Here is a 24871-nt window from a genome sequence, read left to right as displayed (position 1 = left end):
CAAGATGCAGGATTTCCCCTCACCATCCCACCATTTGTTCAGTTCAGAGGACGCGTCATGCTCAAACAAGGTTCAAAGCTGGACCGCTACTTCGAAATCACTAAACGTGGTTCAACCCTTTCCACCGAAGTACGCGGCGGCCTGGCCACCTTCTTCGCGATGAGTTACATCGTGGTCCTGAACCCGCTGATCCTTGGCGGCGAAGACTCCATGGGGAACACCCTTCCCGGCCCGGCCGTCGCCGCCGGCACCGCATTGGTGGCCGGTGTGCTGACACTGATCATGGGTATCTGGGCCAAGCACCCCTTCGCCATTGCCACCGGCTTGGGCGTGAACGCGTTCGTAGCCGTTACGGTCGCTTCCAATGACGGACTCACCTGGCCGGACGTCATGGGCCTGGTGGTCATTGCCGGCCTGGCAATGGTCATCCTGGTTCTCACCGGTTTCCGCACCGCGGTGTTCCGCGCGGTTCCGCCCAGCCTGAAGACCGCCATTGTGGTGGGCATCGGCCTGTTCGTGGCGCTCGTGGGACTGGTCAACGCCGGGTTTGTGCGCCGCAACCCGGACGACGCGGGCACCACCGTTCCCCTGGGGCTGGGCAACGGCGGCGAGCTGCTGGGCTGGCCCACCCTGGTATTCGTCTTCGGCCTGCTGCTGACCATTGTGCTGATGGCACGCAAGGTCCGCGGCGCCATCCTCATCGGTATCGTGGCCTCCACCATCTTCGCGGTAATCGTTGAGTGGCTGGCCAGCCCGGGCAGCCAGGGCACCGGAACCGCCACCGGCTGGTCACTGGTGACCCCCAGCATGCCGGAATGGGGCGCACCTGATCTTTCCCTGATCGGCGACGTCAGCCTCATTGGCTCCTTCCAGACCCTGGGCGGCATTGCCGCCTCGCTGCTGGTCTTCGTGATCCTGCTGAGTATCTTCTTCGACGCCATGGGCACCATGGTGGGCCTGGCCAGCGAGGCCGGGAGCCTCGACAAGGACGGCAACATCCCCAACGTTGAGCGCGTGCTGCTGGTCGACGCAGCGGGTGCAGTGGCCGGCGGCGGCGCCGGTGTTTCCTCCAACCAGATCTTCGTGGAATCCGGCGCCGGCATCGGTGAAGGTGCCCGGACCGGCCTGGCCTCCGTGGTAACCGGCCTGCTGTTCATCGTGGCCATGTTCCTGACCCCGCTGATCTACCTGGTCCCCTTCGAGGCCGTGGCTCCGGCCCTGGTGGTGGTGGGTTACCTGATGGTCTCCCAGGTGGGCAAGATCGACTGGACGGACATTGGACTGGCCCTGCCGTCCTTCCTCACATTCGCACTGATGCCCTTTACCTACTCCATTGCCAACGGACTGGGTGCCGGGTTCATCTCCTACACCGTCATCAGGCTCTGCCAGGGCCGCGCCCGGGAAATCCACCCGCTGATGTACGTGGTGGCTGCTGCGTTTGTCCTGTACTTCGGAGTGGGTCCCATCACCGAGCTCCTCGGAGTCTAGGCCGGTTCCGAACAGGACGAATAAGGGGATCTGCGGCTGCTGCCGCAGATCCCCTTATTCGTTCATCATTCGTTCGTCCGCGGATTGGCGGGACAGGTCAGGCTACGGGGAAGCGCTCCCAAACCCGGTGGTTGGCGAGCAGCCCGGTCACTCCGGACACAACCTCGGCAGCAGCGCCCACAACTACGCCGGGCGTTTCCGCAGGGATGCCCGCAGCCGCAAGGACTGATGCTCCGTCGCCCCACGCCCCAATAGCCTTGACATGGCGGAAGGCTTCGGCCAGGAGCATGGTGACCCGTGGGTCCTGGGACGGATGGCCCTCCGGGTTGCCGGCCTTCGCGTCCAGGCTGTCCGCCGCGTCGGGTGCCGGAGCACCCGACGCTGCTACAACAACGGCGTCGAACTCGGTGGAGCGGGCCGTCAGGTAGGTCCGCTGGATCGTGACTTCCCCGCCGAGCTTGCCGCCGTGCGGAGCGACGACCAGCGGAACCATGCCCGCCGCGTTCAGGGAAGTGAGCACGTCGGACAGTGCTCCCAAGTCGGTGGAATCGTCGGCAATTACGCCCACCACGCGCCCTGCCACGGGCCACGAAGCCCCGATCTGGCTCAGCGCGGGGCTTGGGTCCGTGTCTTCAACCGCGGTGTCAGGGGCAGGCGCTTCGAGTCCCAGTCCGGTTGCCACTTCGGCGGCCAGCCGTTCGTCGATGTTCGCCAGTGACTGGAGCTGGCGCAGGCGGATGTTCTCCTCATAGCACTTGCCCAGCTCAAACGTATAGGCCTGGACCACGTGGTCCTGCTCCACCGGCGTCAGGGAGCGGAAGAACATCCGCACCTGGCTGTAGTGGTCATCGAAGGTGGCCGGGTTCTCGCGGACCTTGCGGGAGGCGGGCACCGGCGCGGGAACATCAATGAACGCCCCCATGTCCGCCCCCGCCATGAATGGGCATCCGCCGTCCAGCGAATTGGGCTGGTACGGTGCGACGCCGGCATGGTCGGCATCCTGGTGGAAGCCGTCCCGGAGCATGTCATTGACGGGTGCATGCGGCCGGTTGATGGGGATCTGGCTGAAGTTCGGTCCGCCCAACCGCGTCAGCTGGGTGTCGATGTATGAGAACAGCCGGCCCTGCAGCAGCGGGTCGTTGGTGACGTCGATGCCGGGCACCAGGTGACCGGGATGGAAGGCCACCTGCTCGGTTTCGGCGAAGTAGTTGGTGGGGTTCGCATTGAGCGTCATGGTGCCGATGATTTGCACCGGCGCCAGTTCCTCGGGTACCAGCTTGGTTGGATCCAGCAGATCGATGCCCTCGAACATTTCGTCCTCGGTGTCCGGGAACACCTGGATGCCCAGGTCCCACTGCGGGAACGCGCCGGCTTCAATGGCGTCGGCAAGATCGCGGCGGTGGAAGTCCGGATCCATGCCGTTGATGATCTGCGCCTCTTCCCAGACAAGGGAATGCACGCCTTGCCGGGGCTTCCAGTGGAACTTCACCAGCGTGGTTTGGCCGGCGGCGTTCACCAGGCGGAAGGTATGGACGCCGAAGCCTTCCATGGTGCGGTAGGAGCGCGGAATTCCGCGGTCCGACATGTTCCACATGGTGTGGTGCTGTGCTTCCGTGTGGAGGGAAACGAAGTCCCAGAAGGTGTCATGTGCACTCTGGGCCTGCGGTATTTCGCGGTCCGGATGCGGCTTGCCCGCATGGATAACGTCGGGGAACTTGATGGCGTCCTGGATGAAGAACACCGGAATGTTGTTGCCGACCAGGTCATAGTTGCCCTCGGCTGTGTAGAACTTGGTGCTGAATCCGCGGGTGTCCCGAACGGTATCCGCGGAGCCGCGGGAGCCGAGCACGGTGGAAAAGCGCACAAAAACGGGGGTCTCCACGCCCTTGGCGAGGAAGCCCGCCTGCGTGACTCCTTCGGCGGTGCCGTTGGCCACGAATGTTCCGTGGGCCGCAGCGCCGCGCGCATGCACCACCCGCTCCGGAATACGCTCATGGTCAAAGTGGGTGATTTTCTCCCGCAGATGGTGGTCCTGCAGCAGCACTGGGCCGCGGGGTCCGGCTTTGAGGGAGTGGTCGGTATCCCGGAGCCGGGCTCCCTGGGCGGTGGTCAGGAACGGTCCACTCTGGGCGCGTGCAGCCTTCGCGGCGCCGGTTGGAACACCCGTGGCGGAGACGGTTTCAGGCCCGGTCTGATCCGGCTTGGGCGGAAGCGGTTCGCGCGGCGAGGTGGGTTCGGCCAACTCGGGCGCCTGGGATGCCGGAGCGCCGGGGACGGGCGGATTGGTTTCGGATGAGTTCTTGCTGAACATGCAGCCTCCATCATGGGTCGGTCCAGGGCCCGCAGAAGCGGCGCCCATTCCTCCACCCTACCCAGGTAATAAGTATGCTGACTACTTGCCGGGCCGGGACCTCTCCCCGGGTGCCCCTGCCCCAGGCAGTTCGGGGGCTTCCCCGTCCTCCGGAGCGGGGGCGTCATGCAGGGGGCGGGCACCGGCAGCAAAGCTGCGCATTTTCGCGTCGTCCCACAGGTGCGCGGGCACACCGCCGCCCAGCAGGGTGCGCGGCAGCGACGGGTCCTGCGCAAACGGGGCATCGCTGCCGGCGAGGATGATGTTGCCGTAGCGGCGGCCCTTCAGCATGGCCGGATCGGCGATGGCCGCCGTGTATTCGAAGGCTGCGCAAATGGTTGCTGCCTCGGCCCGCGCTCCGCGCAGATCCGGAGTGTCGCCGCAATTGACCACATACACACCGCCCGGCGCCAGTACGCGCCGTACATGCTCGGTGAACTCCGCCGTCGTCAGTGGAACCGGGGTCTTGGCGCCGGCAAACACGTCGCGGATGATCAGGTCCCGGCTGTCCTCGTGCAGCGTTTCGGTGACGGCGCGGGCCTCCCCCACCCGCAGCCGCAGCAGCGGCGCCCGCGGAAGGTCGAACCAGCCGCGGACCAGCTCGGCCAGCCGGCCGTCCAGTTCCACGGCCACTTGCCGGGCCCCCGGATATACAGCGGCAAAATAGCGTGCCAGCGAGCACGCGGCACCGCCCAGGTGCAGGGCCCGCAGGGTGGCATCCGGTTTCCAGCGGGACTCGACCAGGGCCGCGATCCACCGCATGTATTCGAAGTCCAGATGGCGCGGATCGGCCAGGTCAATGTGGGAGCTGTGCACCTCGTTGACCATCAGGATCCACCCGTCCGGGTTAAACGAATCAGGCACCAGCTCACACGTGCCGGTGTCAATCGGATAGCTGCCGGCCACGGGGCCGGTTCCCCCGCCGGCCGGCGCTGCCGGTTCCTTGCCCGGCCGTTGGCGCCCCATCAGCGCCGCACCATGCGGATTTCGAGCATGCCGGTTCCGGCCCATACCTGGGGAAGGTTTTTGGACGCACCGTCCGGGATGAAACCGTTGCGGCGGTAAAAGGCCTGGGCGCGTGGATTGTCTTCCAGCACCCATACATATGCCGGTTTGTCGCCGACGGCGTGCTCCAGCAGACCCTGGCCCACGCCGCTTCCATATGCCTGCGCGAGGATGTAGATGGACCACAGCTCCAGCGGAACATCAATGCCGGTGTCACGGGCAGGACCGGCAGAGGCAAAACCGAGGAGCCGGCCGTCGCCTGCGTGCGCCACCCAATTTCCGATCTCCGGGTCCAGTGCCTGCTCGGCCAGCCGGGCACGCCGGTGGTCGACGGCGGCGGCACGGTCCGCTTCCCGGCGGGTGAAAACCTCGTCGCCCAGCACATGGGCGTAGCTTTCCCGCCAGGCCTGCAGATGGACGGAAACGAAATCCTCGGCGTCGCCTGCCGCGGCGCGCCGGATGCTAAAGCTCATAACTACAGCTTAGGACGGCCGCGGGCGGGTTACCCGACCACGGCCAGCGCGAAGCCGTCCCAGCCCTTGGATCCCACCGTCTGCAGGGCCGTAGCCTCCAGCCGCGGATGAGATCCGAGCACGGACAGGGCTTCCCGGGTGCCCTGCACGGCGTCGTCACCGGAAGCGTCCAGGACACTGCCGCCGCGCACCACGTTGTCCACCACAATGAGGCTGCCGGGCCGGGACAGCTTCACTGACCAGTCCACGTAGGCCGGATTGTTGGCTTTGTCCGCATCGATGAAGAACAGGTCAAACGGCCCGGCAAGTGCCGGCAGGATGTCCAGTGCCGCACCCACCCGCACCGTGACACGGTCCGCGAGTCCGGCGGCCGCCAGGTTGGCGCGGGCCACCTCCGCATGGCGGGGCTCGTATTCACAGGTGATCAGTTCTCCCCCGGGCGGCAGCGCCCTGGCCAGCCACGCGGTGCTGAAACCGCCCAGCGTGCCGATCTCCAGGATCCGCCGGGCACCGGACAGGCGGGCCAGCAGCATCAGGAGCTTCCCCTGCGCCGCGGAGACCTCGATGGGCGGCAGTCCTGCGGCAGCGGTCGCTGCGACGATGGCTCTCAGGTCATCGTCCGGCTGCACGATCACGCCGGCCAGGAAGTCCTCTACCTGTTTCCACTGCCCCATTGCAGGCTCCGTTCATTCGGAAAAGCGGCCGCTAGGCGTGGCCGCCGTATTCGTCCTGTTCGGCCAGCACCTTCTCAAGCCGTTCCACCTTGCCGGTGAGCTCGCCGGCGTGCCCGGGGCGGATGTCCGCCTTGAGCACCAGCGATACCCGGCTGCCGTACCGGCCCACCGCTTCCGTGGCGCGGCGGACCACGTCCATGACTTCGTCCCACTCACCCTCGAGGGTGGTGAACATGGCATCGGTGGAGTTTGGCAGCCCGGACTCGCGGACAATCCTCACGGCGGCGGCTACGGCGTCGTGCACCGAGGCATCACCTGTTCCGGCGGGAAGGGTCTGCGGTCCGGTTCCGGACGGGGCAACTGAGAAGGCAACTAGCATCCGCCCAGTGTGCCACCCCGCCCGGAACCGCGCACGGGGAAACGCGTTACGCTTCCGCGGCGTCCCTGCCTGCGCCGGCACGGGCCACGTCTGAGAACTTCTCGTTCAGGCGGGAGTGCCGCTGGCCGTAGGCGAAGTAGAGCAGGAAACCGATCAGCAGCCAGCCGGCAAAGTAGAGCCAGGTTTCCACGGCCAGGTTGGTCATCAGGTACAGGCACAGCACGGCGGAAAGGACCGGAATGACGGGCCCGAACGGAACCCGGAAGGCCGGCCGCAGGTCGGGGCGCTTCTTCCGCAGGACCAGGATGCCCAGGCTGACCACCACAAAGGCGGACAGCGTGCCGATGTTGATCATTTCCTCCAGCACGTCCACCTGCGTGAACCCTGCCACGAAGGCCACCAGTGCGCCGCAGAGGATCTGCAGCCGCGCCGGGGTGGAGTGCTTGTCGCTGGTGCGGGACAGTCCACGGGGCAGCAGGCCGTCGCGGCTCATGGCCAGCACCACCCGGGCCAGGCCCATCAGAAGCACCATGATCACCGTGGTGAGTCCGATGAGTGATCCAACGGCGATGATCTTCGCGGCGGCCGTGTTGCCCACCATGGTGAAGGCGGTGGCCAGGTTCGGGTTTTCCGCCGTCGCCAGGTCCGTGTAGGAGACCATGCCCGTCAGGGCCAGGGATACACCGATGTAAAGCAGCGTCACCACGGCCAGCCCGGCGAAAATGCCGCGCGGCAGGGTCCGGCCTGGATCCTTGACCTCTTCGGCGGAGGTTGCCACCACGTCGAAGCCGATGAAGGCAAAGAACACCACGGCGGCGCCGGCGAAAACGCCGAGCATTCCGTACTGGGCCGGCGCTGCGCCGGTCAGGAAGGAGAACAGGGACTGCTGCATAACGCCCGAGCTGCCTTCACTGGCAGTGGACACCGGATCCGGGATGAACGGGGAGTAGTTCTCCGCCTTGACGTAGAAGAAACCGGCAACGATCACAAAGAGGACCACGCCCACCTTGATCAGCGTAAAGACGTTGCCCACCTGTGCGGAGAGCTTGGTGCCCATCACCAGCAGGATGGTGAACGCGGTGACAATCAGGAACGGACCCCAGGTGAGGTCAATGGGTCCAAGGTGAAGGGTTGCCGGGATATCCACCCCGATCAGGGCAAACACCTCGCTGAGGTAGATGCCCCAGTACTTGGCGATCACCGCTGCGGCGGTGAACAGTTCGAGGATGAGGTTCCAGCCGATGATCCAGGCGACGAACTCGCCCATGGTGGCGTAGCTGAAGACGTACGCCGAACCCGCAACGGGAATGGCGGTGGCGAACTCGGCGTAACACATGATGGCCAGCGCACAGGTGACGGCCGCCAGCACGAAAGAGATGGTGACGGCGGGGCCGGAGAACTCCGCCGCAGCTTTGGCACCCACCGAGAAGATGCCGGCACCCACAGCGACGGCGACGCCCATGATCATCAGGTCCCACGCGGTGAGTGACCGCTTCAGCCGGCGGCCAGGTTCGTCGGCGTCCGCCAGGGAAGCTTCGATGGGTTTGGTACGGAAGAGACTCACGTGGTCCTCGCCTTGTCTTGAGGAATATAACCGGTCAATCGTAGGCTGGGCGTCCGGCGGCACTTATTTTAGTCTCACATCCTGAGACAGAAGAGTCCACGAAGCCTTGTACCGCGCCTGGGGTGAAGCGTGCTCCGCTGGCAACTGCCGCACGCTTTTGCGAGTATGGATGTGACCTGATCCACCCCGCCCCCGGGATGGGAAGAACCCCGCTACGAACGGATCACAGCTATGGCCCGCGGAATCTATGTAAGCGCCATGACGCCCGGATCCGGCAAGTCCCTGATCAGCCTCGGCTTGGCCGACATGCTGGGCCGCCACGCGGACCGGGTGGGTTTCTTCCGCCCCATCGTCGAAGGCGACGATCCGGCGCAGGACCCCATGGTGGAACTGATGCAGAGCCGCTTCGACCTTGGCCCCTCCACCTGCCGCGGGGGGCTGACCCGGGCCCAGTTGCGTGCACTGCTGGTCGCCGGTGAGCGCGGCGAGGTGGATGCCCGCTGCCTGGCCGTCTACAGCGAGATCGCCGCCAACTGCGACGTCGTGATCGTGGAGGGCACGGACCTTTCCGGGCACGACGTCGCCCTCGAGTTCGATCTCAACGCCCGTCTGGCCAATGACCTGGGCACCGTGGTGCTCGCCGTCGTCAACGCCCAGGAAATGAGCGCCGCAGAAACAGCGGATGCCGTGGACGTGGCCCGCCGCCAGCTGGCCGATGCCAAATGCGATCTGCTGGCCATGATGGTCAACCGCGCCGCGCCGTCGGAAGTCGAACCCATCGCTGCGGCCATGCGCCCGGGCAACAGCGGACGCCCGGTTTATGTCATTCCGGAACAGAGCGAAATCTCCCAGCCGTCCATCGCCGAGGTGCAGAAAGCGCTGCAGGCGCGCCAGGTGGCCGGCAGCGCCACCCTGGAGCGGGATGTTTCAGCAGTGAAGGTGGCGGCCATGACGGTTGGCAACTTCATCCCGCAGCTCACTGACGGCACGCTGGTGATTGTGCCGGCGGACCGTGCCGACGTGATGGTGGCTACCCTTGCTTCCTCCTTCTCCTCCGACTTCCCGGTGGCGAGCGGCATGATCCTCACCGGCGGCATGGAGGTGGAGCCGGCCATCCTTGAGTTGCTGGCCTCCGCGCCGTTCCCGGTGTTCGATGTCGGCGCAGATACCTATACGACGGCGCGCCGGGTCAGCCGCGTCCGCGGCGAGATCTCCAGCGGCCACCGGCGCAAGGTGGCGGCCGCCCTGGGTACCTGGTCCCGGCACGTGGACGAAGTGGAACTGCTGGAACGGCTGGCGCTTCCCCGGCCGGCCACCACCACCCCGCTGCGGTTCCTCAACGAGCTCATTGTGCGCGCCCGCGCCAGCCGGCAGCGTATTGTCCTGCCGGAGGGACTGGACGTGCGGATCCTGCAGGCAGCGGAGATCCTCAGCCGGCGCGACGTATGTGCGCTGACGGTCCTGGGACCGGAGGGGCAGATCCGCGAACTGGCGGCAAGTGAAGGCATCGACCTCTCCAACGTCAACATCATCAACCCCGCCACCAGTGCCCTGCGGGACGAATTTGCCCGCGAATACGCGGCACTGCGCCAGAAAAAGGGCGTCACCCTGGAGGACGCGCAGGAGCGTATGCTCCATGGGGCATACTTCGGCACCATGATGGTCCAGCTGGGCCGGATGGACGGCATGGTCTCCGGCGCCGCCCACACCACCGCCAACACCATCCGGCCCGCCCTGGAGTTCATCCGCACCAAGGAGGGCGTAAAGATTGTGTCCTCGGTGTTCCTTATGCTGCTGGCAGACCGGGTCCTGGTCTACGGCGACTGCGCCGTGAATCCGGAACCGGACATGGAGCAGCTGGCGGACATCGCACTGGCCTCGGCCGCCACCGCCGAACAGTTCGGCGTCACGCCCCGGGTGGCCATGCTCTCCTACTCCACCGGTTCCTCCGGCACCGGTGGTTCCGTGGAGAAGGTCCGCAAGGCCACCGAGCTGGTCCGCCGCGCCCGGCCGGATCTTCCGGTGGAAGGCCCCATCCAGTACGACGCCGCCGTAGACGCCTCGGTGGCGGCCTCCAAGGCGCCGGGATCCTCCGTGGCGGGGCAGGCAACGGTCTTCATTTTCCCGGACCTGAACACCGGCAACAACACCTACAAGGCCGTCCAGCAGTCCGCCGGGGCGGTGGCGGTGGGACCGATCCTGCAGGGGCTGCGCAAACCGGTCAACGACCTCAGCCGCGGCTGCACCGTGGATGACATCGTCAACACCGTGGCCATTACCGCCGTCCAGGCACAGGAGGACTAAATGCTGGTGCTGGTCATCAACTCAGGCTCGTCGTCACTGAAATACCAGGTGCGGGACACAGACAGCCAGGAGCTGCTCACAAAGGGCCTCATCGACCGGATCGGTGACGTAATCCCGGACCACACCGCGGCGCTCGAGGAACTCAGTACCCGGCTGCGGCGGGAACTGGACGGGCGGAGCATCGACGCCGTGGGCCACCGGGTGGTGCACGGCGGCGAGCGCTTTAGTGAGCCGGTCCTGGTGAACAACGAGATTGTCCGTTCCATTGAGCGGCTGAGCCCGCTGGCACCGCTGCACAATCCGGCCAGCGCCATGGGTATCCGGGCAGTACACGACAAGTGGCCGTCAATTCCCCAGGTTGCCGTTTTCGACACCGCCTTCCACCGCACCCTGCCGGAACGGGCCTGGCGCTACGCGCTGCCGGACAGCCTGTACCGCCGGCACGGCATCCGGCGCTACGGCTTCCACGGCACCAGTTACGGCTTCGTGGCTCCGGCCGCCGCCCGTTTCCTGGGCATAGAGCCCGAACGGTTCCGCGCCGTCATCGCCCATCTGGGCAACGGCGCCTCCGTTGCGGCCATTCAGGACGGCAAGAGCATCGACACCTCCATGGGATTCACACCGCTGGAGGGCCTGGTGATGGGTACCCGCAGCGGAGACGTTGATCCGTCCATCCTGGTGTTCCTGGCCCGCCAGGGTTATGACGCCGACACCCTGGACAATATGCTCAACCGCGAATCCGGGTTAAGGGCCCTGGCCGGCGAGTCAGACATGCGCAGCATCGAGGAGGCCGCGGACGCCGGCGATGAACGCTCCCGGCTGGCCCTGGCCGTTGCCGCCTACCGGCTGGCGAAGTACATCGGCGCATACCATGTGGCCGTGGGCGGTGCGCAGGCGGTGGTCTTTACCGCGGGAATCGGAGAAAACTCCGGGAAGTTCCGGGAGTTGGTGGTGGACCAGCTCGGCCCGCTGGGTATCCGGCTGGATCCGGAGGCCAACCTTGCCCGGGGGAAGCAGGCCCGGCGGATCAGCACGCCGGACTCGGCAATTCCGGCCCTGGTAGTGCCCACGGATGAAGAGGAAGCGATCGCAGAAGCCACGGCCGCCGTCGTCGCCGGGAGCCGGAAACCCGCCGCTTCATTCTGATCCGCCCCTGCTGCCCGGCGATTGCCCTACCGGCCTTGCCGCCGGCAGGGCCAAAGACGGGGTAAGCGGCAGACAGCAGGGCAACGGCCGTTGTACGGTGGGATACCCGGTTGAGCAGTGGCCGGGAGCACTGTCGGCGTGGAGATGACATGGAAGATCCACTGCGGGTCCTGGTCAGCGTAGATACGAAGAACGCAGCCGCCTCCATTGAAGTTCGGGGTGCCCTGACCGGCTCCAACTGCGGCACCCTGCTGAATATCCTGCGCCATACGGCAACGCTCGGCGCCAACATCCTCATTAACCTCACGCGTACTGCCGGCATCGAGGACGCGGCACTGGAGGTCCTGGCAGATGCCGCCCGCGAGGTCGAACGCGCAGCCCCCACTGTCCCGGCGCTTCATGTGGGCGTACAGCTGCCCCCGGCAGACGCCGCGCGGGCCGTATTGCAGCCGCCGCCCCTCTCCGCGCGGCAAACGCTGGATAATGCAACCGCGCTGGACATGATCCTGGCGCGGGACCCCCGGGTACTCCCGGGACCGCGCCCGAGCCGGACCGGCCGAAACTCCTAGCCTCCACGCGCCCGCTCACCTGCAGACTTTCCGCAAACCCCTGACTGCGGCCTGTTTTGTCAGTACGCTTATGAATTGGCACAATGGGGATAAGTTCTTTCAACGCACTCAGAATGCAACCAGCAGGAGGATCGCACGTGAAAGCAGTTACATGGCAGGGAAAAAACTCCGTAAGCGTGGAGCAAGTACCTGATCCCACCATCCAGGAACCCACCGACGCCATCATCCGGGTCACCTCCACCGCTGTATGCGGCTCCGACCTCCACCTTTACGGAGTGCTCCTGCCCTACATGAAGGAAGGCGACATCCTCGGCCACGAAGCCATGGGCATTGTGGAAGAGGTCGGCTCCGCCGTCACCAGCCTGAAGAAGGGCGACCGCGTGGTTGTTCCCTTCCAGATCGCCTGCGGCAGCTGCTTCATGTGCCGCCAGGGCCTGCAGACCCAGTGCGAGGTCACCCAGGTCCGCGAAAAGGGCTCCGGCGCTGCCCTCTTCGGCTTCTCTGAGCTGTACGGCTCCGTTCCCGGCGGGCAGGCCGAGTACCTCCGGGTGCCGCTGGCCGACTACAACCCCATCAAGGTCGGCACCGAACTCCCGGACCACCGTTACCTGTTCCTCTCCGACATCCTTCCCACTGCCTGGCAGGGCGTCCAGTACGCCAATGTGCCCGACGGCGGCACCCTCGCTGTGTACGGCCTGGGCCCGGTCGGCCAGTTCGCCGCCCGCATCGGCACACATCTGGGCTACCGTGTCATTGGCGTCGAGCCGGTGGAGGAACGCCGGAAGCTAGCCGGCCAGTACGGCGTGGAAACCCTGGACCTGCACAAGGACGTCGCCGACGAACTGCGTGAAATGACGGACGGCCGCGGACCGGACTCCGTGGTGGACGCCGTCGGCATGGAGGCCCATGGCTCCCCCGTGGGCAAGGCAGCCCAGACCATCGTCGGACTGCTGCCGGACAAGCTGGCGCAGAAGGCAATGGAAACCGCCGGAACGGACCGCCTGTCCGCCCTGCACGGTGCCATTGACGCGGTCCGCCGCGGCGGCACGGTGTCCCTGAGCGGCGTTTACGGCGGCACAGCCGACCCGATGAACCTGATGGCCATGTTCGACAAGCAGCTGAACCTGCGGATGGGCCAGTGCAACGTCAAGCGCTGGACCGAGGACCTGATGCCGCTGGTCGAGGATCCCGCCGATCCGCTGGGCGTCACCAACCTGGTTACCCACCAGGCCTCCCTTGAGGATGCACCGGAGCTGTACGAGAAGTTCCAGAAGAAGGAAGACGGCTGCATCAAGGTTGTCTTCCAGCCGGGCGCCAGCAACTAGGGCACCAGCAGTACCAAGCACCACCGGCAAAGGCCGGGGCAGCCGCAAGGCACCCCGGCCTTTGCCGTTTAAGCGCTACCCACGTTAAGCGGCCCTCCGCGACGGAAGCCGCCGGAGGTCGGGTGTGATGCTCTTCCCGTCGAGGTCCAGGCGCAAATAGGTGCAGAAGGGCTGCCGACGCCGGTCGGTGGGCGAGCCGGGGTTCAGCAGGCGCATCCCGGACGGGGCGGTGGAATCCCAGGGGATGTGGCTGTGCCCGAAAATCAGCAGGTCGGTATCCGGGAACTGCGCGTCCATGCGTTCTTCCCGCAGCCGTGCGGGACCGGTTTCATGCACGACGGCGAGCCGCACCTCCTCGACCACCGCCGTCGCCACCAGCGGCAGGCGGGACCGCAGCCCGGCGCCGTCGTTGTTTCCGTAGCAGGCCAGGAGGCTGCGGGAACGGGCCTGGATCTCCTCCAGCAGTTCAACGTTCACCCAGTCCCCGGCATGCACCACGAGGTCTGCGGCTTCAATGTCCTGCCAGAGCACCTCGGGAAGTACCTTGGCACGGGTGGGCAGATGGGTGTCCGAAAGGACCAGCAGCTGAGTGGCCACGTGCTATTTCCGCAGGTTCCACGCCCAGAGGATCAACGGGACCTGGAGCGGCAGCCGCAGGCTGTGGACCAGCTTTTCCTTGTCCCCGCCGCGCGGACCGAAGGCGCGCTGGAGGGCGCTGATGTGGCCGGCGATAAAGGCCACGTACATGGCGGCGGTGCCGGTGGCCGCCAGCCGCCGCGTTGCGGGCAGGAGCAGGCCCAGTGCCGCAGCGAACTCCAGCACACCGCTGGCATGGGTCCACTGCCGGCGGGTCATCACGCCGTACCTGCCCTCCGTATCGGTGCTGATGCTGCGCGGCACCACCGCGTTGTAGAAACGCGGGTTGCGGAAGTGGTTGACGGCGCTGGTGGTCAGCAGCGCTGCCATGGCCGCGGCGGAGAGCGTCTTGCGGTTCATCGGGTTCCTTCGGTTGGGGCTGCTGTCCGGGAGCGGGCAGGGGACGGCGGCCGGGATTCGGCACCCGCGAGGGCGTCCGCAGCCCGGACCAATGCCAGATGCGAGAAGGCCTGCGGGAAGTTCCCGGCCATGTGTCCACTGGCTGCATCATATTCTTCGCTGAGCAGGCCCAGCTCATTCGAATAGCCCACCAGCTGGTCCATGAGCCTGCGCGCCTCCGGCAGCCTGCCGGTGAACGCATACTGTTCCACCAGCCAGAAGCTGCACGCCAGGAACGGGTTCTCACCCGCCGGGAGCCCGTCCGCACCGGTTTCGGTGGCGTAGCGCAGCAGCAGTCCGGAGGGGTCCAGCAGTTCCTTCTCCAACCGGGCCACGGTGCCCAGCATCCGTTCGTCGTCGTAGTCGATGAACCCCACCTGCGGCAGCTGCAGCAGCGCCGCGTCCACCGTGGTGCTGCCGTAGTACTGGGTGAAAGAGTTCAGCTCCGGATCAAAGCCCCGTTCCATCACCTCCCGGCGCAGTCCGTCCCGGAGCCCCTCCCAGACCTCCACCGGGCCTTCCAACCCGTATTTCCGGGCGGCATCCGCGGCCCGGTCAAACGCAGCCCACATCATCACCCGCGAGTGCGTGAAGTGCTGCGGCTCACCGCGCATCTCCCAAATTCCGTGGTCCGGCTCCTCCAGGTGCTTTTCGAGGAAGTTCAGCAGTGCACGCTGCAGCGGCCAGGAAAAGTGGTCCTCCGGCACGCCGCGGTCCCGCAGCCGGGCCAGCGCCACCATCACGTGTCCCACCACGTCCGCCTGGTACTGCCCCACGGCCCCGTTGCCCAGCCGAACCGGTGCCGCGCCGCCGTAGCCCGGAAACTGCGGCAGGATCTGTTCGGGCAGGTCCCGCCCGCCGTCCACGGCGTAAAGGATCTGCAGGTCCTCCGGGTCCCCGGCCACGGCCCGGAGCAGCCAACTGCGCCATTGCAGCGCTTCGTCCTGGTAGCCGTGGGTCATCATGGCCACCAGGGTCAGGGCGGCATCCCGCAGCCAGCAGTAGCGGTAGTCCCAATTCCGTTCCCCGCCGGCCACCTCCGGCAGGGAAGTGGTGGGAGCGGCCACAATACCCCCCGTGTCTTCGTGCGTCAGGGCCCGCAGCACCAGCAGCGAGCGCCGCACCGCATGCTCGTAGCCGCTTGACTCCAGGCAGCGGTTCCCCCAGTTCTGCCAGTACGCGGTGGTGCGGGCCAGGGCCGCATCCAGGTCCTGAGGCGCAGGGACAGGGCGGTGAGAGGGGTACCAGGTCAGTTCAAGGTCGAAACACTCCCCCGCCGCGACGTCGAACCGGCCAATGTGGCTGTGGTTGCTGGCCACCGGCAGGTTGGTGCCGCGCAGCACCAGCGCTCCGGGGCCGGCGATCGCGGAGAGGTGCTCCCCGGCGCTGTCGGTGCCGCGGAAGACCCACGGCAGCACCAAACCGTAGCCGAACCGGATCTTCAGTTCCTGCTGCATGGGGACGGTGCCGCTGATGCCCTCGATCCGGCGCACCAGGGAGGCGCGGCGGTCTCCGGTGGGCATGTAGTCCGTGACCCGTACCGTCCCCGTGGGGGTCTGCCAGTGGGTGCGCAGCACAAAGGTGGATTCCAGGTAGGCCCGGTGGGTGACCACGGCAGCCGGATCGTCCGGCGCCAGGCGCCACCGGCCGTGGTCACTGTCGCCGAGCAGGGCGCCGAACACCGACGGCGAATCGAACCGCGGCAGGCACAGCCAGTCCATGCTCCCGGTGCGGGAAATCAGCGCTCCGGTGTGCAGGTCGGAGATCAGCGCATAGTCCTCGATGGGACAGGGAAGCTGCGGCGGTGCGGGCGCCGGCTCGGCAGGGAAGTCCACGGGGGATGCCATGGCACTACTCAACCACACCGCCCTCGTAGCGCGGGTGCCCAAATCACTGATTAGATTGGGAAGAGGTGGTCCGGCTCGGGAAGTTGACTTGCCGGGCCCGCACTGGAAGATGAGGGAGCGGTATTGAAAGACGCGTCAGCCATGTCCATGCAGGCCGGGGAGGTGCACGCGTGAGCACCCAAGCGGTCCCCACCGATGAAGAACGTGCCTACGCCCTGCGGCGGATGAAGATGCTGGCCACGGGCCTGCTGATCCTGCTCGCGGTGATCTTCCTGTTTTCCTTCGCCCTGCAGGACCGCTATCCCTGGCTCGAGTACGTCCGCGCCGCGGCGGAAGGCGGGATGGTGGGCGCTCTGGCGGACTGGTTTGCCGTCACCGCCCTGTTCAAGCACCCCATGGGGATCAAAATCCCCCACACCGCGATCATCCCGGAGAAAAAGGACCAGATCGGCGCATCGCTGGGCCAGTTCGTGGAACAGAATTTCCTCTCCGAGGAGATCATCCGGACGAAGCTGGACTCTATGCAGGTCGCTCGCAAGGCCGGCATCTGGCTGTCCCGCCCCGAGGGGGCGGAGCGGGTGGCCACCGAAGGCGCCGCGGCCATCCGGGGCGCACTGCGGGTACTGGACGACGACGCCGTCCGCGACGTCCTCGAATCCATGTTCCGCCGGCACGTGGTGGACCCGCAGTGGGGACCGCCGGCCGGACGAATGGCGCAGCGCATCTTCGAGGAGGGCCACCACCACCAGCTGGTGAACCTGATCGTGGACAGCCTGGCCGACTGGGTGCTGGCCAACCCCGAGGTGATCGGACGCCTGGTGGCCGAACGTTCGCCGTCGTGGGTTCCCGCGTTCGTGGATGACCTGGTGGGTGAACGGGTGCAGATCCAGGCCGAGCGGTTCCTGATCGACGTGCAGGAAAACCCCAACCACCAGCTGCGCGTGGCACTGGATAACTACCTCACCGGGGTGGCCAAGGACCTCCAGGAGGATCCGGCAACCATGGCCAAGGCCGACGCCGTGAAGGAGCAGGTGCTGGACGATCCGCGCGTGCGCGAGCTGATGACGCAGACCTGGACCACCATCAAGAACGCCCTGATGACCGCGGCCGAGGACCCGGACAGTGAACTGACCCGCAACTTCAAGTCAGCACTGCAGGACTTCGGTACGCGGCTGGTGGAAGAACCGGAGCTTGCTGCCAAGATCAACGGTTACGTTGCCGACGCCGCCGGGTACCTGGTCCGGACCTACCGCAGCGACATCGCCGGTGTCATCACTGAAACGGTGGAACGCTGGGACGCCAAGGAGACCTCGGAAAAGATTGAACTGCAGGTCGGCAAGGACCTGCAGTTCATCCGGATTAACGGCACCGTGGTGGGATCCCTCGCCGGTCTGGCGATCTTTACGGTCGCCACGGCGGTCTTCGGCTAGGCGGTCTTGGGCTGGTTCTCCAGCCGCTCCAACTCACCGGCCAGCTCGCCCGGAATAGTGGCCGGCGGTTCACCGAAGGCTGCACGGGTGGCCTTGATGACACCCTTGCCCATTGCCCGGTTGCCGAATCCGCCAACGACGGCGCCCACACCGAGCGGCAGGGCACGTCCCAGCATGGCGGTGCCCTGGCGTGCCATGACCCGCTTCAGGAACTGCTTGCGGATGCTTGAGCCGACCGACCCCATCAGGCCCGAGGGCATGGCGCCGATGGTGCTGCCCCAGGACTGCGCGCTGCCGCGGCCGGCAAGGGACTGCATCATGGAGGTTCCTTCTTCACCCAGCATGATGGCCATCACCATCGTCCGGGACTTCTCCGGATCGGCGAGCCGTACACCATGCAGTTCAGCCACTGACTGCGCGTACAGGGCGGTGGCTTCCAGGAAACCGACCGTCGCTGCGGCGGAGAGTCCGAGGGCGGCCACGGTTCCGACGGCGGGAACCACCGCCGTGGCACCCACGGCCGCGCCGCCGCCCATCACCGCGTTCAGGTAGTGGCGGTCGAGGATGGCAATCAGCTCTGCGGCGGACGCTTTGGGGTGCTTGCGCTGCATCCGGCGGATGTTCGCCAGGACCAGTGGGCGCTGGACCTCCACGGCCCGCTCGATCGCCTTCACTACGTGCGGCTTGGGTTGCCCGTCGGGTCCGAAGGTGGCCTTCCCGGCCAACTTGGCTGCGGGGTTGAACTTACGTCGCTTCACAAGAACTCTCCTTGGGGAAATCCGGTGCAGGCTTCAACTCTACGGGGCGCGCCCGGAGCCGGGGGTCCCCCTGCACCTGGTTGCTTAAAGCAAAGGGCGGGGTCCGGCGGAAAATTCCGCGCGGGCCCCGCCCTTACTAATCAACACGCCGGGTTAGCGGCGCTCACGCACTACTTAAGCGCGGTTGCTGCTCTTGCGGGTTACGAAGCCGTAGATCACCAGAACGATGATCGCGCCAACGATGGCTACGAGCCAGGTCTGGATGGACCAGAACTCTTCGAGACCGACGCCGAAGACGGCGCTACCGATCCAGCCGCCCAGAAGGGCGCCAATGACACCCAGGACCAGGGTGGCGATCCAGCCGCCGCCCTGACGACCCGGGAGGATCATCTTTGCAATTGCACCTGCGATGAGACCCAGAATAAGGAACGCAATGAAACCCATTTGATTCTCCTTGCTGTGTGAGTGACAGTGATTTCAGCACTGCTTTGTGGGCAGCGCTTTCCTCCAGCCTACTTGATAAGCATGCTTAGGCGTAGTTTTTCCGAGAATTTTCATCTGGGTGAATGTGTGTTAGTTACCGCGGGCGTGTGGCCTGCGGCTGAGATACGGCATGGCTACGGCGTGTCGGAGCGCAGATACGCGGACAGAAATACGGACACGTCGGAAATCTCCGCGGCGGAAAGCGCGTGGCCCATTCCCTCGTAGGTACGGGCGGTGAGGGCCGTATTCTCCTCGAGCCACTGGCCGGTGTACTGGAGCGCATCGCCATTGATTACCCAGTCCTGCCGGTCCCGTCCCCAGAAGAACGGCACGCGCACAGGCAGCGGTTCGGCGACGGCCAAGAGCTCGTTCGGCGCTACAAAGCCGGACAGCCCGACGACGGCGCGGAAGTCCCGGGGACGCAGGCGCAGCAGCGTCGCGGCCATGGCCATGCCCTGGGAAAAACCGACGAGCGAGACCGCAGTGAAGCCGTATTCGGTCCGGACCCGGTCAATCCAGGCCAGCACGGACAGCGCCGCCTCCAGCACCTCCGAGGTGTCAGAGTTCAACAGCGGATCCAGCAGGAACCAGCCGCTGCCCTCGCCGACCGGCAGCGGTCCGCGCACTGCCGCCCCCACAGCGGTGTCCGGCAGCGCGGCAAAAAGCCGCTCCATTGCCTGTTCCCCGGATCCGTACCCGTGCAGGAGGACCACCAGGGAGCGTCCATGGCGCCGGTCCGCGGGCAGTGACCAGATGACGTTTCCCGCCGGCACGTTTTTCATCGGCCCAGCCTAGCCGGGGCACGCCGTTTCCGGGCGGCGGGGGCCGGGCGGTCCGTATCCCATTGCCACGGGCAGCGGACCAAAAGTAAAGTCGCATCAGCGAAGAAGCAGTGGCAGTCGCCACGGATCGCAGGTGTGCAGGTATCTGTGCAGGTATCCGTACAGCGGCCGCCCCAGGACCGGGAAGCATCCCGAGTTCCGCCCGAATACCGGCCGTTTCCACGGGAACCACGGCCTGGATGGATCTCATTTATGATCGTTACCCTTACCGCCAATCCCAGCCTGGACCGCACTGTCGAGCTCCCGGGCGCGCTGGTGCGGGGCGCCGTCCAGCGTGCGGCGGGAACCACAGAAGAATCCGGAGGCAAGGGCGTCAACGTGTGCCGGGCACTGACGGCGTCCGGGGTCGCCTCGCTTGCAGTCCTGCCGGGGGCTGACGAGGATCCGGTGACCGCCGGCCTGCGGCAGGCCGGAATTCCCTACCTGAATATGCCCATCACCGCTCCGTTGCGGAGCAACATCACGCTGACGGAACCGGACGGCACCACCACCAAGGTCAATGCCCCGGGCCCCTCGCTCAGCCCGGTGGAGCAGGAAGCCCTGATCGCATTGGTGGTGGGGGCCTGCACGCCGAAAGAGGGCAGCGGACCGGTGTCCTGGTTGGTGCTGGCCGGATCGCTTCCGCCCGGAGTGCCGCCGAACTTCTATGCCCTGGTGGCGCAGGCGGTGCGGGAGCGGCTGGGCACTGAAGCCCCGCTCATCGCGATGGACTCCTCCGGCCCGCCGCTGACGGGTGCATTGATGCACGGTGCAGCACCGGACCTGCTGAAGCCCAATGCCGAAGAACTGGCCGAGGCGGCCGGTTTCTCCAACGAGGCGGCACTCGAGGCGGACCCGCTTCTCGCCGCCCGGGCCGCCGGCGTCCTGCGCGAACGCGGCGTCGGTGCCGCCCTCGTCACGCTCGGCGCCAAGGGCGCACTGCTGGTGACTGCCGACGGGAGCTGGTTGGCAACCCGCCCGCCGGTGCAGGCACGTTCCACGGTCGGTGCCGGCGATTCGGCCCTTGCCGGTTACCTGCTCGCCGAAGTGGCCGGCGTCCCCCCGGCGGAGTGCCTGCGCCAAGCCGTGGCCCACGGAGCAGCCGCGGCTGCCCTGCCGGGAACGGCAGTTCCCACCCTGGCCCAAACGGATCCCGGTGAAGTGACCGTTACCGCACTCAGCATTGAGCCACAAGGCCCGATTGCCGGGAGGGCCGCCGCTGCGCCTCAAAAGGAGGAAAGCTAATGTCGGACCTCATCACCCCGGATCTGGTCACCCTGGACTCGGATCTGGGCGCGGACAAAGGCGGGGTCATTGAGCATCTGGCCCGCAACGTGGTCTCCGCCGGCCGTGCAACCAGCTATGACGAGCTGTATGCCGACGCCATGGCCAGGGAAGGCAAAACAGCCACCGGTGTTCCCGGCGGCATTGCCATCCCGCACTGCCGGTCAGCTGCCGTCACCAAGGCCACCCTGGCAATGGCCCGGCTTCGTCCCGCAGTGGACTGGGGCGCGAAGGACGGGCCGGCGGACATCGTCTTTTTCATTGCCGCTCCCGAAGGTGCGGATCAGGAGCACCTCCAGCTGCTGGCCAAGCTCGCGCGCTCCCTGATCCGCAAGGACTTCACCGGTGCGCTCCGTTCCGCAGGCTCCCCGCAGCAGATTGTGGAGCTGGTGGACGGCGCGCTGGGCCTTGGCCCTGCCCCGGCGGAGGCGGGGTCCGCTGCCGGTGCGGGCGGGGCGGCAGCGGCCGGCACGGCCACCGGGGCCACGGCTGCGGGCACCGACGCCGGCTCCCGCGGCGGCGGGCAGGCCGCCGGTACGGGGGGATCCGGCGGAGACCGTGGAGGTGGTCACGGAGCAGATGCCCCGGCATCAGAGGGCGGTACGGGGGCCACGACGTCGGACACCTCCAAGTCCCCGCACATTGTTGCGGTGACCGCCTGCCCCACTGGCATTGCCCATACCTATATGGCGGCGGATTCCCTGGCCGCAGCGGCCGCCGAACGCGGCATCGACCTGCAGGTGGAAACCCAGGGCTCGGCCAAGTCCACTCCATTGGACCCCACCGTGATCCGCAACGCCGACGCGGTGATTTTTGCCACCGACGTGGACGTCCGGGACAAGGGCCGCTTCGCGGGCAAACCCGTGATCAGCGGGCCGGTGAAGCGCGGCATCGACGAGCCGGGGGTGATGATCGATGAAGCCCTTGAATCGATCAACAACCCCAACGCGCGGCGGGTGTCCGGCGGCGGAGGCGGCGGCGAGGAACGCGAAGGGGCCGCCTCCGGAAGGGAGAGCTTCGGCGGCCAGCTCAAGCGCGCCCTGCTGACCGGCGTCAGTTACATGATCCCGTTCGTCGCCGGCGGCGGGCTGCTGATTGCCCTCGGGTACCTGCTGGGTGGTTATGAACTGGCCCTGGCCTCGGACGGCGGGGACGGTGTCGCCAACGGCGATGTGATGCTGGACGGGACGTCGCTCTTCAGCTTGCCGCCCGAGGGGCTGATCCCGTACCTGGGTGCGGTGTTCTGGAAGATCGGCAACCTGTCCCTGGCATTCCTGGTGCCCGCACTGGCCGGCTACATTGCCTACGCACTGGCGGACCGCCCCGGCATTGCCCCGGGCTTCACCGCCGGTTCCGTGGCCCTGTTCATGGATGCCGGGTTCATTGGCGGCATCATCGGCGGCCTGCTTGCCGGGTACATGGCCCGGTGGATCGGCAACTGGAACGTACCTTCCTGGATGCGGGGACTGATGCCGGTGGTCATCATCCCCCTTCTGGCCTCTCTCATCGCCTCCGGCCTGATGATCCTGGTCCTTGGCGGCCCCATTGCCGCGCTGACCCTTGGGCTGAACAACTGGCTCACCAGCCTCACCGGTGTGGCGGCCATTGGGCTGGGTGTCATCCTGGGGCTGATGATGGGCTCGGATCTGGGCGGCCCCATCAATAAGGTGGCCTACGCCTTCGCTGTGGCCGGCCTGGGTGAAGGCAGCTTCGAGAACCAGGTGCCGTGGGAGATCATGGCCGCAGTGATGGCGGCGGGCATGGTTCCCCCGCTGGGCATGGCCTTTGCTTCAACGGTGCTGGCCAAGAACCGGTTCAGCATGGCCCTGCGGGAAAACGGGAAGGCCGCCTGGCTGTTGGGTGCGGCCTTCATTTCGGAGGGCGCCATCCCGTTCGCGGCGGCCGATTTCTTCCGCGTTATTCCCTCCACGATGCTCGGAGGCGCCGTGGCCGGTGCCATCTGCATGGCAACCGGCGTAACCTCACAGGCACCCCACGGTGGGATATTTGTCTTCTTCGCTATCGGCAACCTCCTGATGTTCGTGGTGGCGATCCTGGCCGGGGCGGCGGTCACAGGCTTCGTCTACGTGGGCCTGAAACGGTTTGTCGCTCCCCGCAGGAAAGTGGAGGAACCCGTTGCTGCGTAAGGCACCGACTCAAACAGGAAGGCATGGATGATGCGGACCATCAAGGGAATCGGAGTCAGCGCCGGGCGGGTCCTGGGTCCTTCGCGCCGGATGCCCCCTCCGGTGCCCGAGCCCGACGCAGACGCGAAGTTCGGTCCGGAGGCAACGGTGGACGGTGAGAAGGCCCGGCTGAAGGACGCTGCGGAAACCGTCCGGGAGGATCTGAAGCACCGCGCCGAAACCGCGTCCGGAGACGCTAAGGCGGTGCTGGATGCCACCGCCATGATGGCCACGGATCCCATGCTGCTCAAAGCCGCCGGCAAACACATCAACGCCGGCATGGCTCCCGACCGGGCCGTCTGGGAGGCGGGCATGGAAGTGGCCGCGATGCTCCAAAGCCTGGGCGGGTACATGGCCGAACGGACCCAGGACGTGCTGGATGTGCGCGGCCGGATTGTGGCTGAACTCAACGGGCTGCCGGCCCCGGGAATCCCCGGCTCCGACGCGCCCTTCATCCTGACCGCTGTGGAACTGGCGCCGGCGGATACCGCCACGCTGGACCCGGCCAAAGTGGTGGGCCTGGTGACCAGCGAGGGCGGACCGCAGTCCCACACCGCCATCCTGGCCCGCTCGCTGGGACTGCCCGCCGTCGTCGGCGCTCCGGGTGCGGACGGTATTGCGGACGGGGCGGAAATCTACCTGGACGGCGCCTCCGGGACGGTGGTGGAGGACCCCGGCGCGGCCGAGCGTGAGGCCGCGCAGAAATACGCCTCCCGGTCCGCACTTCCGGCCTTCAACGGCACCGGAACCACCTCCGACGGACACCGGGTACCGCTGCTGGCCAATGTGGGCTCCGGCAAGGACGCCCGCGCCGCCGCAGAAGCGGGCGCCGAAGGCGTTGGCCTGCTCCGCACGGAATTCTGCTTCCTGGGCAGGGATTCCGAGCCCAGCGTGGAGGAGCAGGTGGATGCCTACGGCGCCGTGTTCGCGGCCTTCCCGGGCCGGAAGGTGGTGATCCGGACCCTCGACGCCGGCGCGGACAAGCCCCTGCCTTTCCTCACGGACGCATCGGAACCCAACCCGGCCCTCGGGGTGCGGGGTTTCCGCACCGACCGGACCTCTCCCGGCGTGCTGGCCCGCCAGTTGGAAGCCATTGCCGTAGCGTCCGGGGCGCACGAGGCCGACGTCTGGGTCATGGCCCCCATGATTTCAACCGCCGAAGAAGCAGCGGACTTCGCGGTGCTCTGCACGGCAGCCGGGCTGGGCATGCCCGGTGTGATGGTGGAAGTACCTGCCGCGGCCGTGATGTCTGAAGCCATCCTGTCCCGGGTCCGGTTCGCGTCCCTGGGCACCAATGACCTGACGCAGTACACCATGGCCGCTGACCGCCAGCTGGGCTCCCTGGCGACCCTCAACGACCCTTGGCAACCGGCGGTCCTGCAGCTGATCTCCGCCACCGTTGCCGGTGCGGCCCGCGCGACGGCGGCACTGCCGGCGGAACCGGGCACCGCGACGGCCGCTGCCGGAGCCAAGACCGTTGGGGTGTGCGGCGAGGCAGCCGCAGATCCGGCCCTCGCCGTCGTCCTGGCCGGCATGGGGGTAAACACGCTCTCCATGACGCCGCGGGCCTTGTCCAGCGTTGGTGCGGTCCTGGGCTCGGTGACCCTGGAGCAGGCGCAGGAGCTCTCCGCCCGCGCACTGGCGGCGCATTCCGCAGCCGAGGCCCGCACCATTGTGCGCAGCAGGCTGCCCGTCCTTGAACAGCTGGGCTTGTAAGCGCGGCCGGACATCCGGCACAACCACGGAAGGA

The 24871-nt window shown here is 66.8% G+C and carries 21 protein-coding genes; 9 read left to right on the top strand and 12 right to left on the bottom strand.

Annotation, left to right across the window (positions count from 1 at the left end; translation table 11 throughout):
- Nucleotides 1-57 precede the first annotated feature (57 nt).
- Nucleotides 58-1488: an NCS2 family permease gene (locus LJ754_RS06645; RefSeq protein ID WP_227926005.1), complete on the top strand. Its 1431-nt coding sequence runs from the start codon at nucleotides 58-60 to the stop codon at nucleotides 1486-1488.
- A gap of 97 nt (nucleotides 1489-1585) precedes the next feature.
- On the opposite strand, the gene LJ754_RS06640 is transcribed toward LJ754_RS06645, so the two are convergent.
- The 6 genes from LJ754_RS06640 to LJ754_RS06615 all read right to left on the bottom strand — a co-directional run bounded on the left by LJ754_RS06640 (nucleotide 1586) and on the right by LJ754_RS06615 (nucleotide 7933).
- A complete protein-coding gene (locus LJ754_RS06640) occupies nucleotides 1586-3799 on the bottom strand; it encodes a catalase (protein WP_227926004.1) in 2214 nt (737 codons plus the stop codon).
- Between the two features lie 81 nt (nucleotides 3800-3880).
- Nucleotides 3881-4804, bottom strand: coding sequence for a spermidine synthase (locus LJ754_RS06635; protein ID WP_227926003.1), 924 nt, complete (start codon nucleotides 4802-4804; stop codon nucleotides 3881-3883).
- Complete coding sequence (locus LJ754_RS06630) at nucleotides 4804-5316, bottom strand: GNAT family N-acetyltransferase (RefSeq protein WP_227926002.1); 513 nt, start codon at nucleotides 5314-5316, stop codon at nucleotides 4804-4806. The genes LJ754_RS06635 and LJ754_RS06630 overlap by 1 nt, the downstream gene beginning before the upstream one ends.
- Nucleotides 5317-5345: 29 nt before the next feature.
- On the bottom strand, nucleotides 5346-5990 hold the full coding sequence (locus LJ754_RS06625; protein ID WP_227926001.1) for an O-methyltransferase: 645 nt from the start codon (nucleotides 5988-5990) through the stop codon (nucleotides 5346-5348).
- Nucleotides 5991-6021: 31 nt separating this feature from the next.
- Nucleotides 6022-6369, bottom strand: a complete 348-nt coding sequence (locus LJ754_RS06620; protein WP_227912489.1) for a thiamine-binding protein — start codon at nucleotides 6367-6369, stop codon at nucleotides 6022-6024.
- A 46-nt stretch (nucleotides 6370-6415) separates the two neighbouring features.
- Nucleotides 6416-7933 carry an amino acid permease gene (locus tag LJ754_RS06615; protein ID WP_227926000.1) on the bottom strand — a complete coding sequence of 506 codons (1518 nt, stop codon included), beginning with the start codon at nucleotides 7931-7933 and terminating at the stop codon, nucleotides 6416-6418.
- A gap of 231 nt (nucleotides 7934-8164) precedes the next feature.
- On the opposite strand from LJ754_RS06615, the gene pta reads away from it, so the two are divergent.
- The 4 genes from pta (at nucleotide 8165) to LJ754_RS06595 (ending at nucleotide 13277) form a co-directional block, all read left to right on the top strand.
- Nucleotides 8165-10237 (top strand): phosphate acetyltransferase, encoded by a 2073-nt coding sequence (pta, locus tag LJ754_RS06610; RefSeq protein WP_227925999.1) that lies wholly within the window; start codon nucleotides 8165-8167, stop codon nucleotides 10235-10237.
- The gene (locus LJ754_RS06605) at nucleotides 10238-11383 is read left to right on the top strand and encodes an acetate/propionate family kinase (RefSeq protein WP_227912492.1); all 1146 of its coding nucleotides are present in this window, start codon (nucleotides 10238-10240) and stop codon (nucleotides 11381-11383) included.
- A 149-nt stretch (nucleotides 11384-11532) separates the two neighbouring features.
- Nucleotides 11533-11952: a hypothetical protein gene (locus LJ754_RS06600; RefSeq protein ID WP_227912493.1), complete on the top strand. Its 420-nt coding sequence runs from the start codon at nucleotides 11533-11535 to the stop codon at nucleotides 11950-11952.
- Nucleotides 11953-12089: 137 nt separating this feature from the next.
- Nucleotides 12090-13277: a zinc-dependent alcohol dehydrogenase gene (locus LJ754_RS06595; RefSeq protein ID WP_227912494.1), complete on the top strand. Its 1188-nt coding sequence runs from the start codon at nucleotides 12090-12092 to the stop codon at nucleotides 13275-13277.
- An 84-nt stretch (nucleotides 13278-13361) separates the two neighbouring features.
- On the opposite strand, the gene LJ754_RS06590 is transcribed toward LJ754_RS06595, so the two are convergent.
- From LJ754_RS06590 to LJ754_RS06580, 3 genes are read right to left on the bottom strand one after another with little or no spacing between them, the layout of a single operon-like run.
- Nucleotides 13362-13874, bottom strand: a complete 513-nt coding sequence (locus LJ754_RS06590; protein ID WP_227925998.1) for a metallophosphoesterase family protein — start codon at nucleotides 13872-13874, stop codon at nucleotides 13362-13364.
- Nucleotides 13875-13877: 3 nt separating this feature from the next.
- Nucleotides 13878-14273 carry a DoxX family protein gene (locus tag LJ754_RS06585; protein WP_227912496.1) on the bottom strand — a complete coding sequence of 132 codons (396 nt, stop codon included), beginning with the start codon at nucleotides 14271-14273 and terminating at the stop codon, nucleotides 13878-13880.
- Complete coding sequence (locus LJ754_RS06580) at nucleotides 14270-16159, bottom strand: glycoside hydrolase family 15 protein (RefSeq protein ID WP_227925997.1); 1890 nt, start codon at nucleotides 16157-16159, stop codon at nucleotides 14270-14272. Before LJ754_RS06580 ends, LJ754_RS06585 begins: the two co-directional genes overlap by 4 nt.
- A 170-nt stretch (nucleotides 16160-16329) precedes the next feature.
- Here LJ754_RS06580 and LJ754_RS06575 point away from each other — a divergent pair, with 170 nt between their 5' ends.
- Complete coding sequence (locus tag LJ754_RS06575; protein ID WP_442860313.1) at nucleotides 16330-17589, top strand: DUF445 domain-containing protein; 1260 nt, start codon at nucleotides 16330-16332, stop codon at nucleotides 17587-17589.
- On the opposite strand, the gene LJ754_RS06570 is transcribed toward LJ754_RS06575, so the two are convergent.
- The 3 genes from LJ754_RS06570 to LJ754_RS06560 form a co-directional block, all read right to left on the bottom strand.
- On the bottom strand, nucleotides 17586-18347 hold the full coding sequence (locus tag LJ754_RS06570; RefSeq protein WP_227925996.1) for a hypothetical protein: 762 nt from the start codon (nucleotides 18345-18347) through the stop codon (nucleotides 17586-17588). The two genes, LJ754_RS06575 and LJ754_RS06570, sit on opposite strands and share 4 nt — an antisense overlap.
- Nucleotides 18348-18521: 174 nt before the next feature.
- On the bottom strand, nucleotides 18522-18791 hold the full coding sequence (locus tag LJ754_RS06565) for a GlsB/YeaQ/YmgE family stress response membrane protein (protein ID WP_227912499.1): 270 nt from the start codon (nucleotides 18789-18791) through the stop codon (nucleotides 18522-18524).
- Between the two features lie 173 nt (nucleotides 18792-18964).
- Nucleotides 18965-19612 carry an alpha/beta hydrolase gene (locus LJ754_RS06560; protein ID WP_227925995.1) on the bottom strand — a complete coding sequence of 216 codons (648 nt, stop codon included), beginning with the start codon at nucleotides 19610-19612 and terminating at the stop codon, nucleotides 18965-18967.
- A gap of 252 nt (nucleotides 19613-19864) precedes the next feature.
- Between LJ754_RS06560 and LJ754_RS06555 the strand changes: the two genes are divergently transcribed.
- The 3 genes from LJ754_RS06555 to ptsP are packed head-to-tail and all read left to right on the top strand — an operon-like array spanning nucleotide 19865 to nucleotide 24837.
- Complete coding sequence (locus LJ754_RS06555) at nucleotides 19865-20896, top strand: 1-phosphofructokinase family hexose kinase (RefSeq protein WP_227925994.1); 1032 nt, start codon at nucleotides 19865-19867, stop codon at nucleotides 20894-20896.
- Entirely contained in the window at nucleotides 20896-23082 is a 2187-nt protein-coding gene (locus LJ754_RS06550) for a PTS fructose transporter subunit IIABC (RefSeq protein ID WP_227925993.1), read from the top strand. Before LJ754_RS06555 ends, LJ754_RS06550 begins: the two co-directional genes overlap by 1 nt.
- A gap of 30 nt (nucleotides 23083-23112) precedes the next feature.
- Entirely contained in the window at nucleotides 23113-24837 is a 1725-nt protein-coding gene (gene ptsP, locus LJ754_RS06545; protein ID WP_227926052.1) for a phosphoenolpyruvate--protein phosphotransferase, read from the top strand.
- Nucleotides 24838-24871 lie beyond the last annotated feature (34 nt).

The sequence above is a fragment of the Arthrobacter sp. zg-Y40 genome, from assembly GCF_020731535.1.
Taxonomy (GTDB): domain Bacteria; phylum Actinomycetota; class Actinomycetes; order Actinomycetales; family Micrococcaceae; genus Arthrobacter_B.
This window is presented reverse-complemented; position numbering and strand designations above follow the sequence as displayed.

What these genes read in the sequence shown, in the direction of transcription:
- LJ754_RS06550 (WP_227925993.1), top strand. Translation starts at nt 20,896, where the DNA reads ATGTCGGACCTCATCACCCCGGATCTGGTCACCCTGGACTCGGATCTG.
- LJ754_RS06585 (WP_227912496.1), bottom strand. Translation starts at nt 14,273, where the DNA reads ATGAACCGCAAGACGCTCTCCGCCGCGGCCATGGCAGCGCTGCTGACC.
- LJ754_RS06630 (WP_227926002.1), bottom strand. Translation starts at nt 5,316, where the DNA reads ATGAGCTTTAGCATCCGGCGCGCCGCGGCAGGCGACGCCGAGGATTTC.
- LJ754_RS06625 (WP_227926001.1), bottom strand. Translation starts at nt 5,990, where the DNA reads ATGGGGCAGTGGAAACAGGTAGAGGACTTCCTGGCCGGCGTGATCGTG.
- LJ754_RS06600 (WP_227912493.1), top strand. Translation starts at nt 11,533, where the DNA reads ATGGAAGATCCACTGCGGGTCCTGGTCAGCGTAGATACGAAGAACGCA.
- ptsP (WP_227926052.1), top strand. Translation starts at nt 23,113, where the DNA reads ATGCGGACCATCAAGGGAATCGGAGTCAGCGCCGGGCGGGTCCTGGGT.
- LJ754_RS06560 (WP_227925995.1), bottom strand. Translation starts at nt 19,612, where the DNA reads ATGAAAAACGTGCCGGCGGGAAACGTCATCTGGTCACTGCCCGCGGAC.
- LJ754_RS06565 (WP_227912499.1), bottom strand. Translation starts at nt 18,791, where the DNA reads ATGGGTTTCATTGCGTTCCTTATTCTGGGTCTCATCGCAGGTGCAATT.
- pta (WP_227925999.1), top strand. Translation starts at nt 8,165, where the DNA reads ATGGCCCGCGGAATCTATGTAAGCGCCATGACGCCCGGATCCGGCAAG.
- LJ754_RS06620 (WP_227912489.1), bottom strand. Translation starts at nt 6,369, where the DNA reads ATGCTAGTTGCCTTCTCAGTTGCCCCGTCCGGAACCGGACCGCAGACC.
- LJ754_RS06640 (WP_227926004.1), bottom strand. Translation starts at nt 3,799, where the DNA reads ATGTTCAGCAAGAACTCATCCGAAACCAATCCGCCCGTCCCCGGCGCT.
- LJ754_RS06580 (WP_227925997.1), bottom strand. Translation starts at nt 16,159, where the DNA reads ATGGCATCCCCCGTGGACTTCCCTGCCGAGCCGGCGCCCGCACCGCCG.
- LJ754_RS06555 (WP_227925994.1), top strand. Translation starts at nt 19,865, where the DNA reads ATGATCGTTACCCTTACCGCCAATCCCAGCCTGGACCGCACTGTCGAG.
- LJ754_RS06635 (WP_227926003.1), bottom strand. Translation starts at nt 4,804, where the DNA reads ATGGGGCGCCAACGGCCGGGCAAGGAACCGGCAGCGCCGGCCGGCGGG.
- LJ754_RS06605 (WP_227912492.1), top strand. Translation starts at nt 10,238, where the DNA reads ATGCTGGTGCTGGTCATCAACTCAGGCTCGTCGTCACTGAAATACCAG.
- LJ754_RS06645 (WP_227926005.1), top strand. Translation starts at nt 58, where the DNA reads ATGCTCAAACAAGGTTCAAAGCTGGACCGCTACTTCGAAATCACTAAA.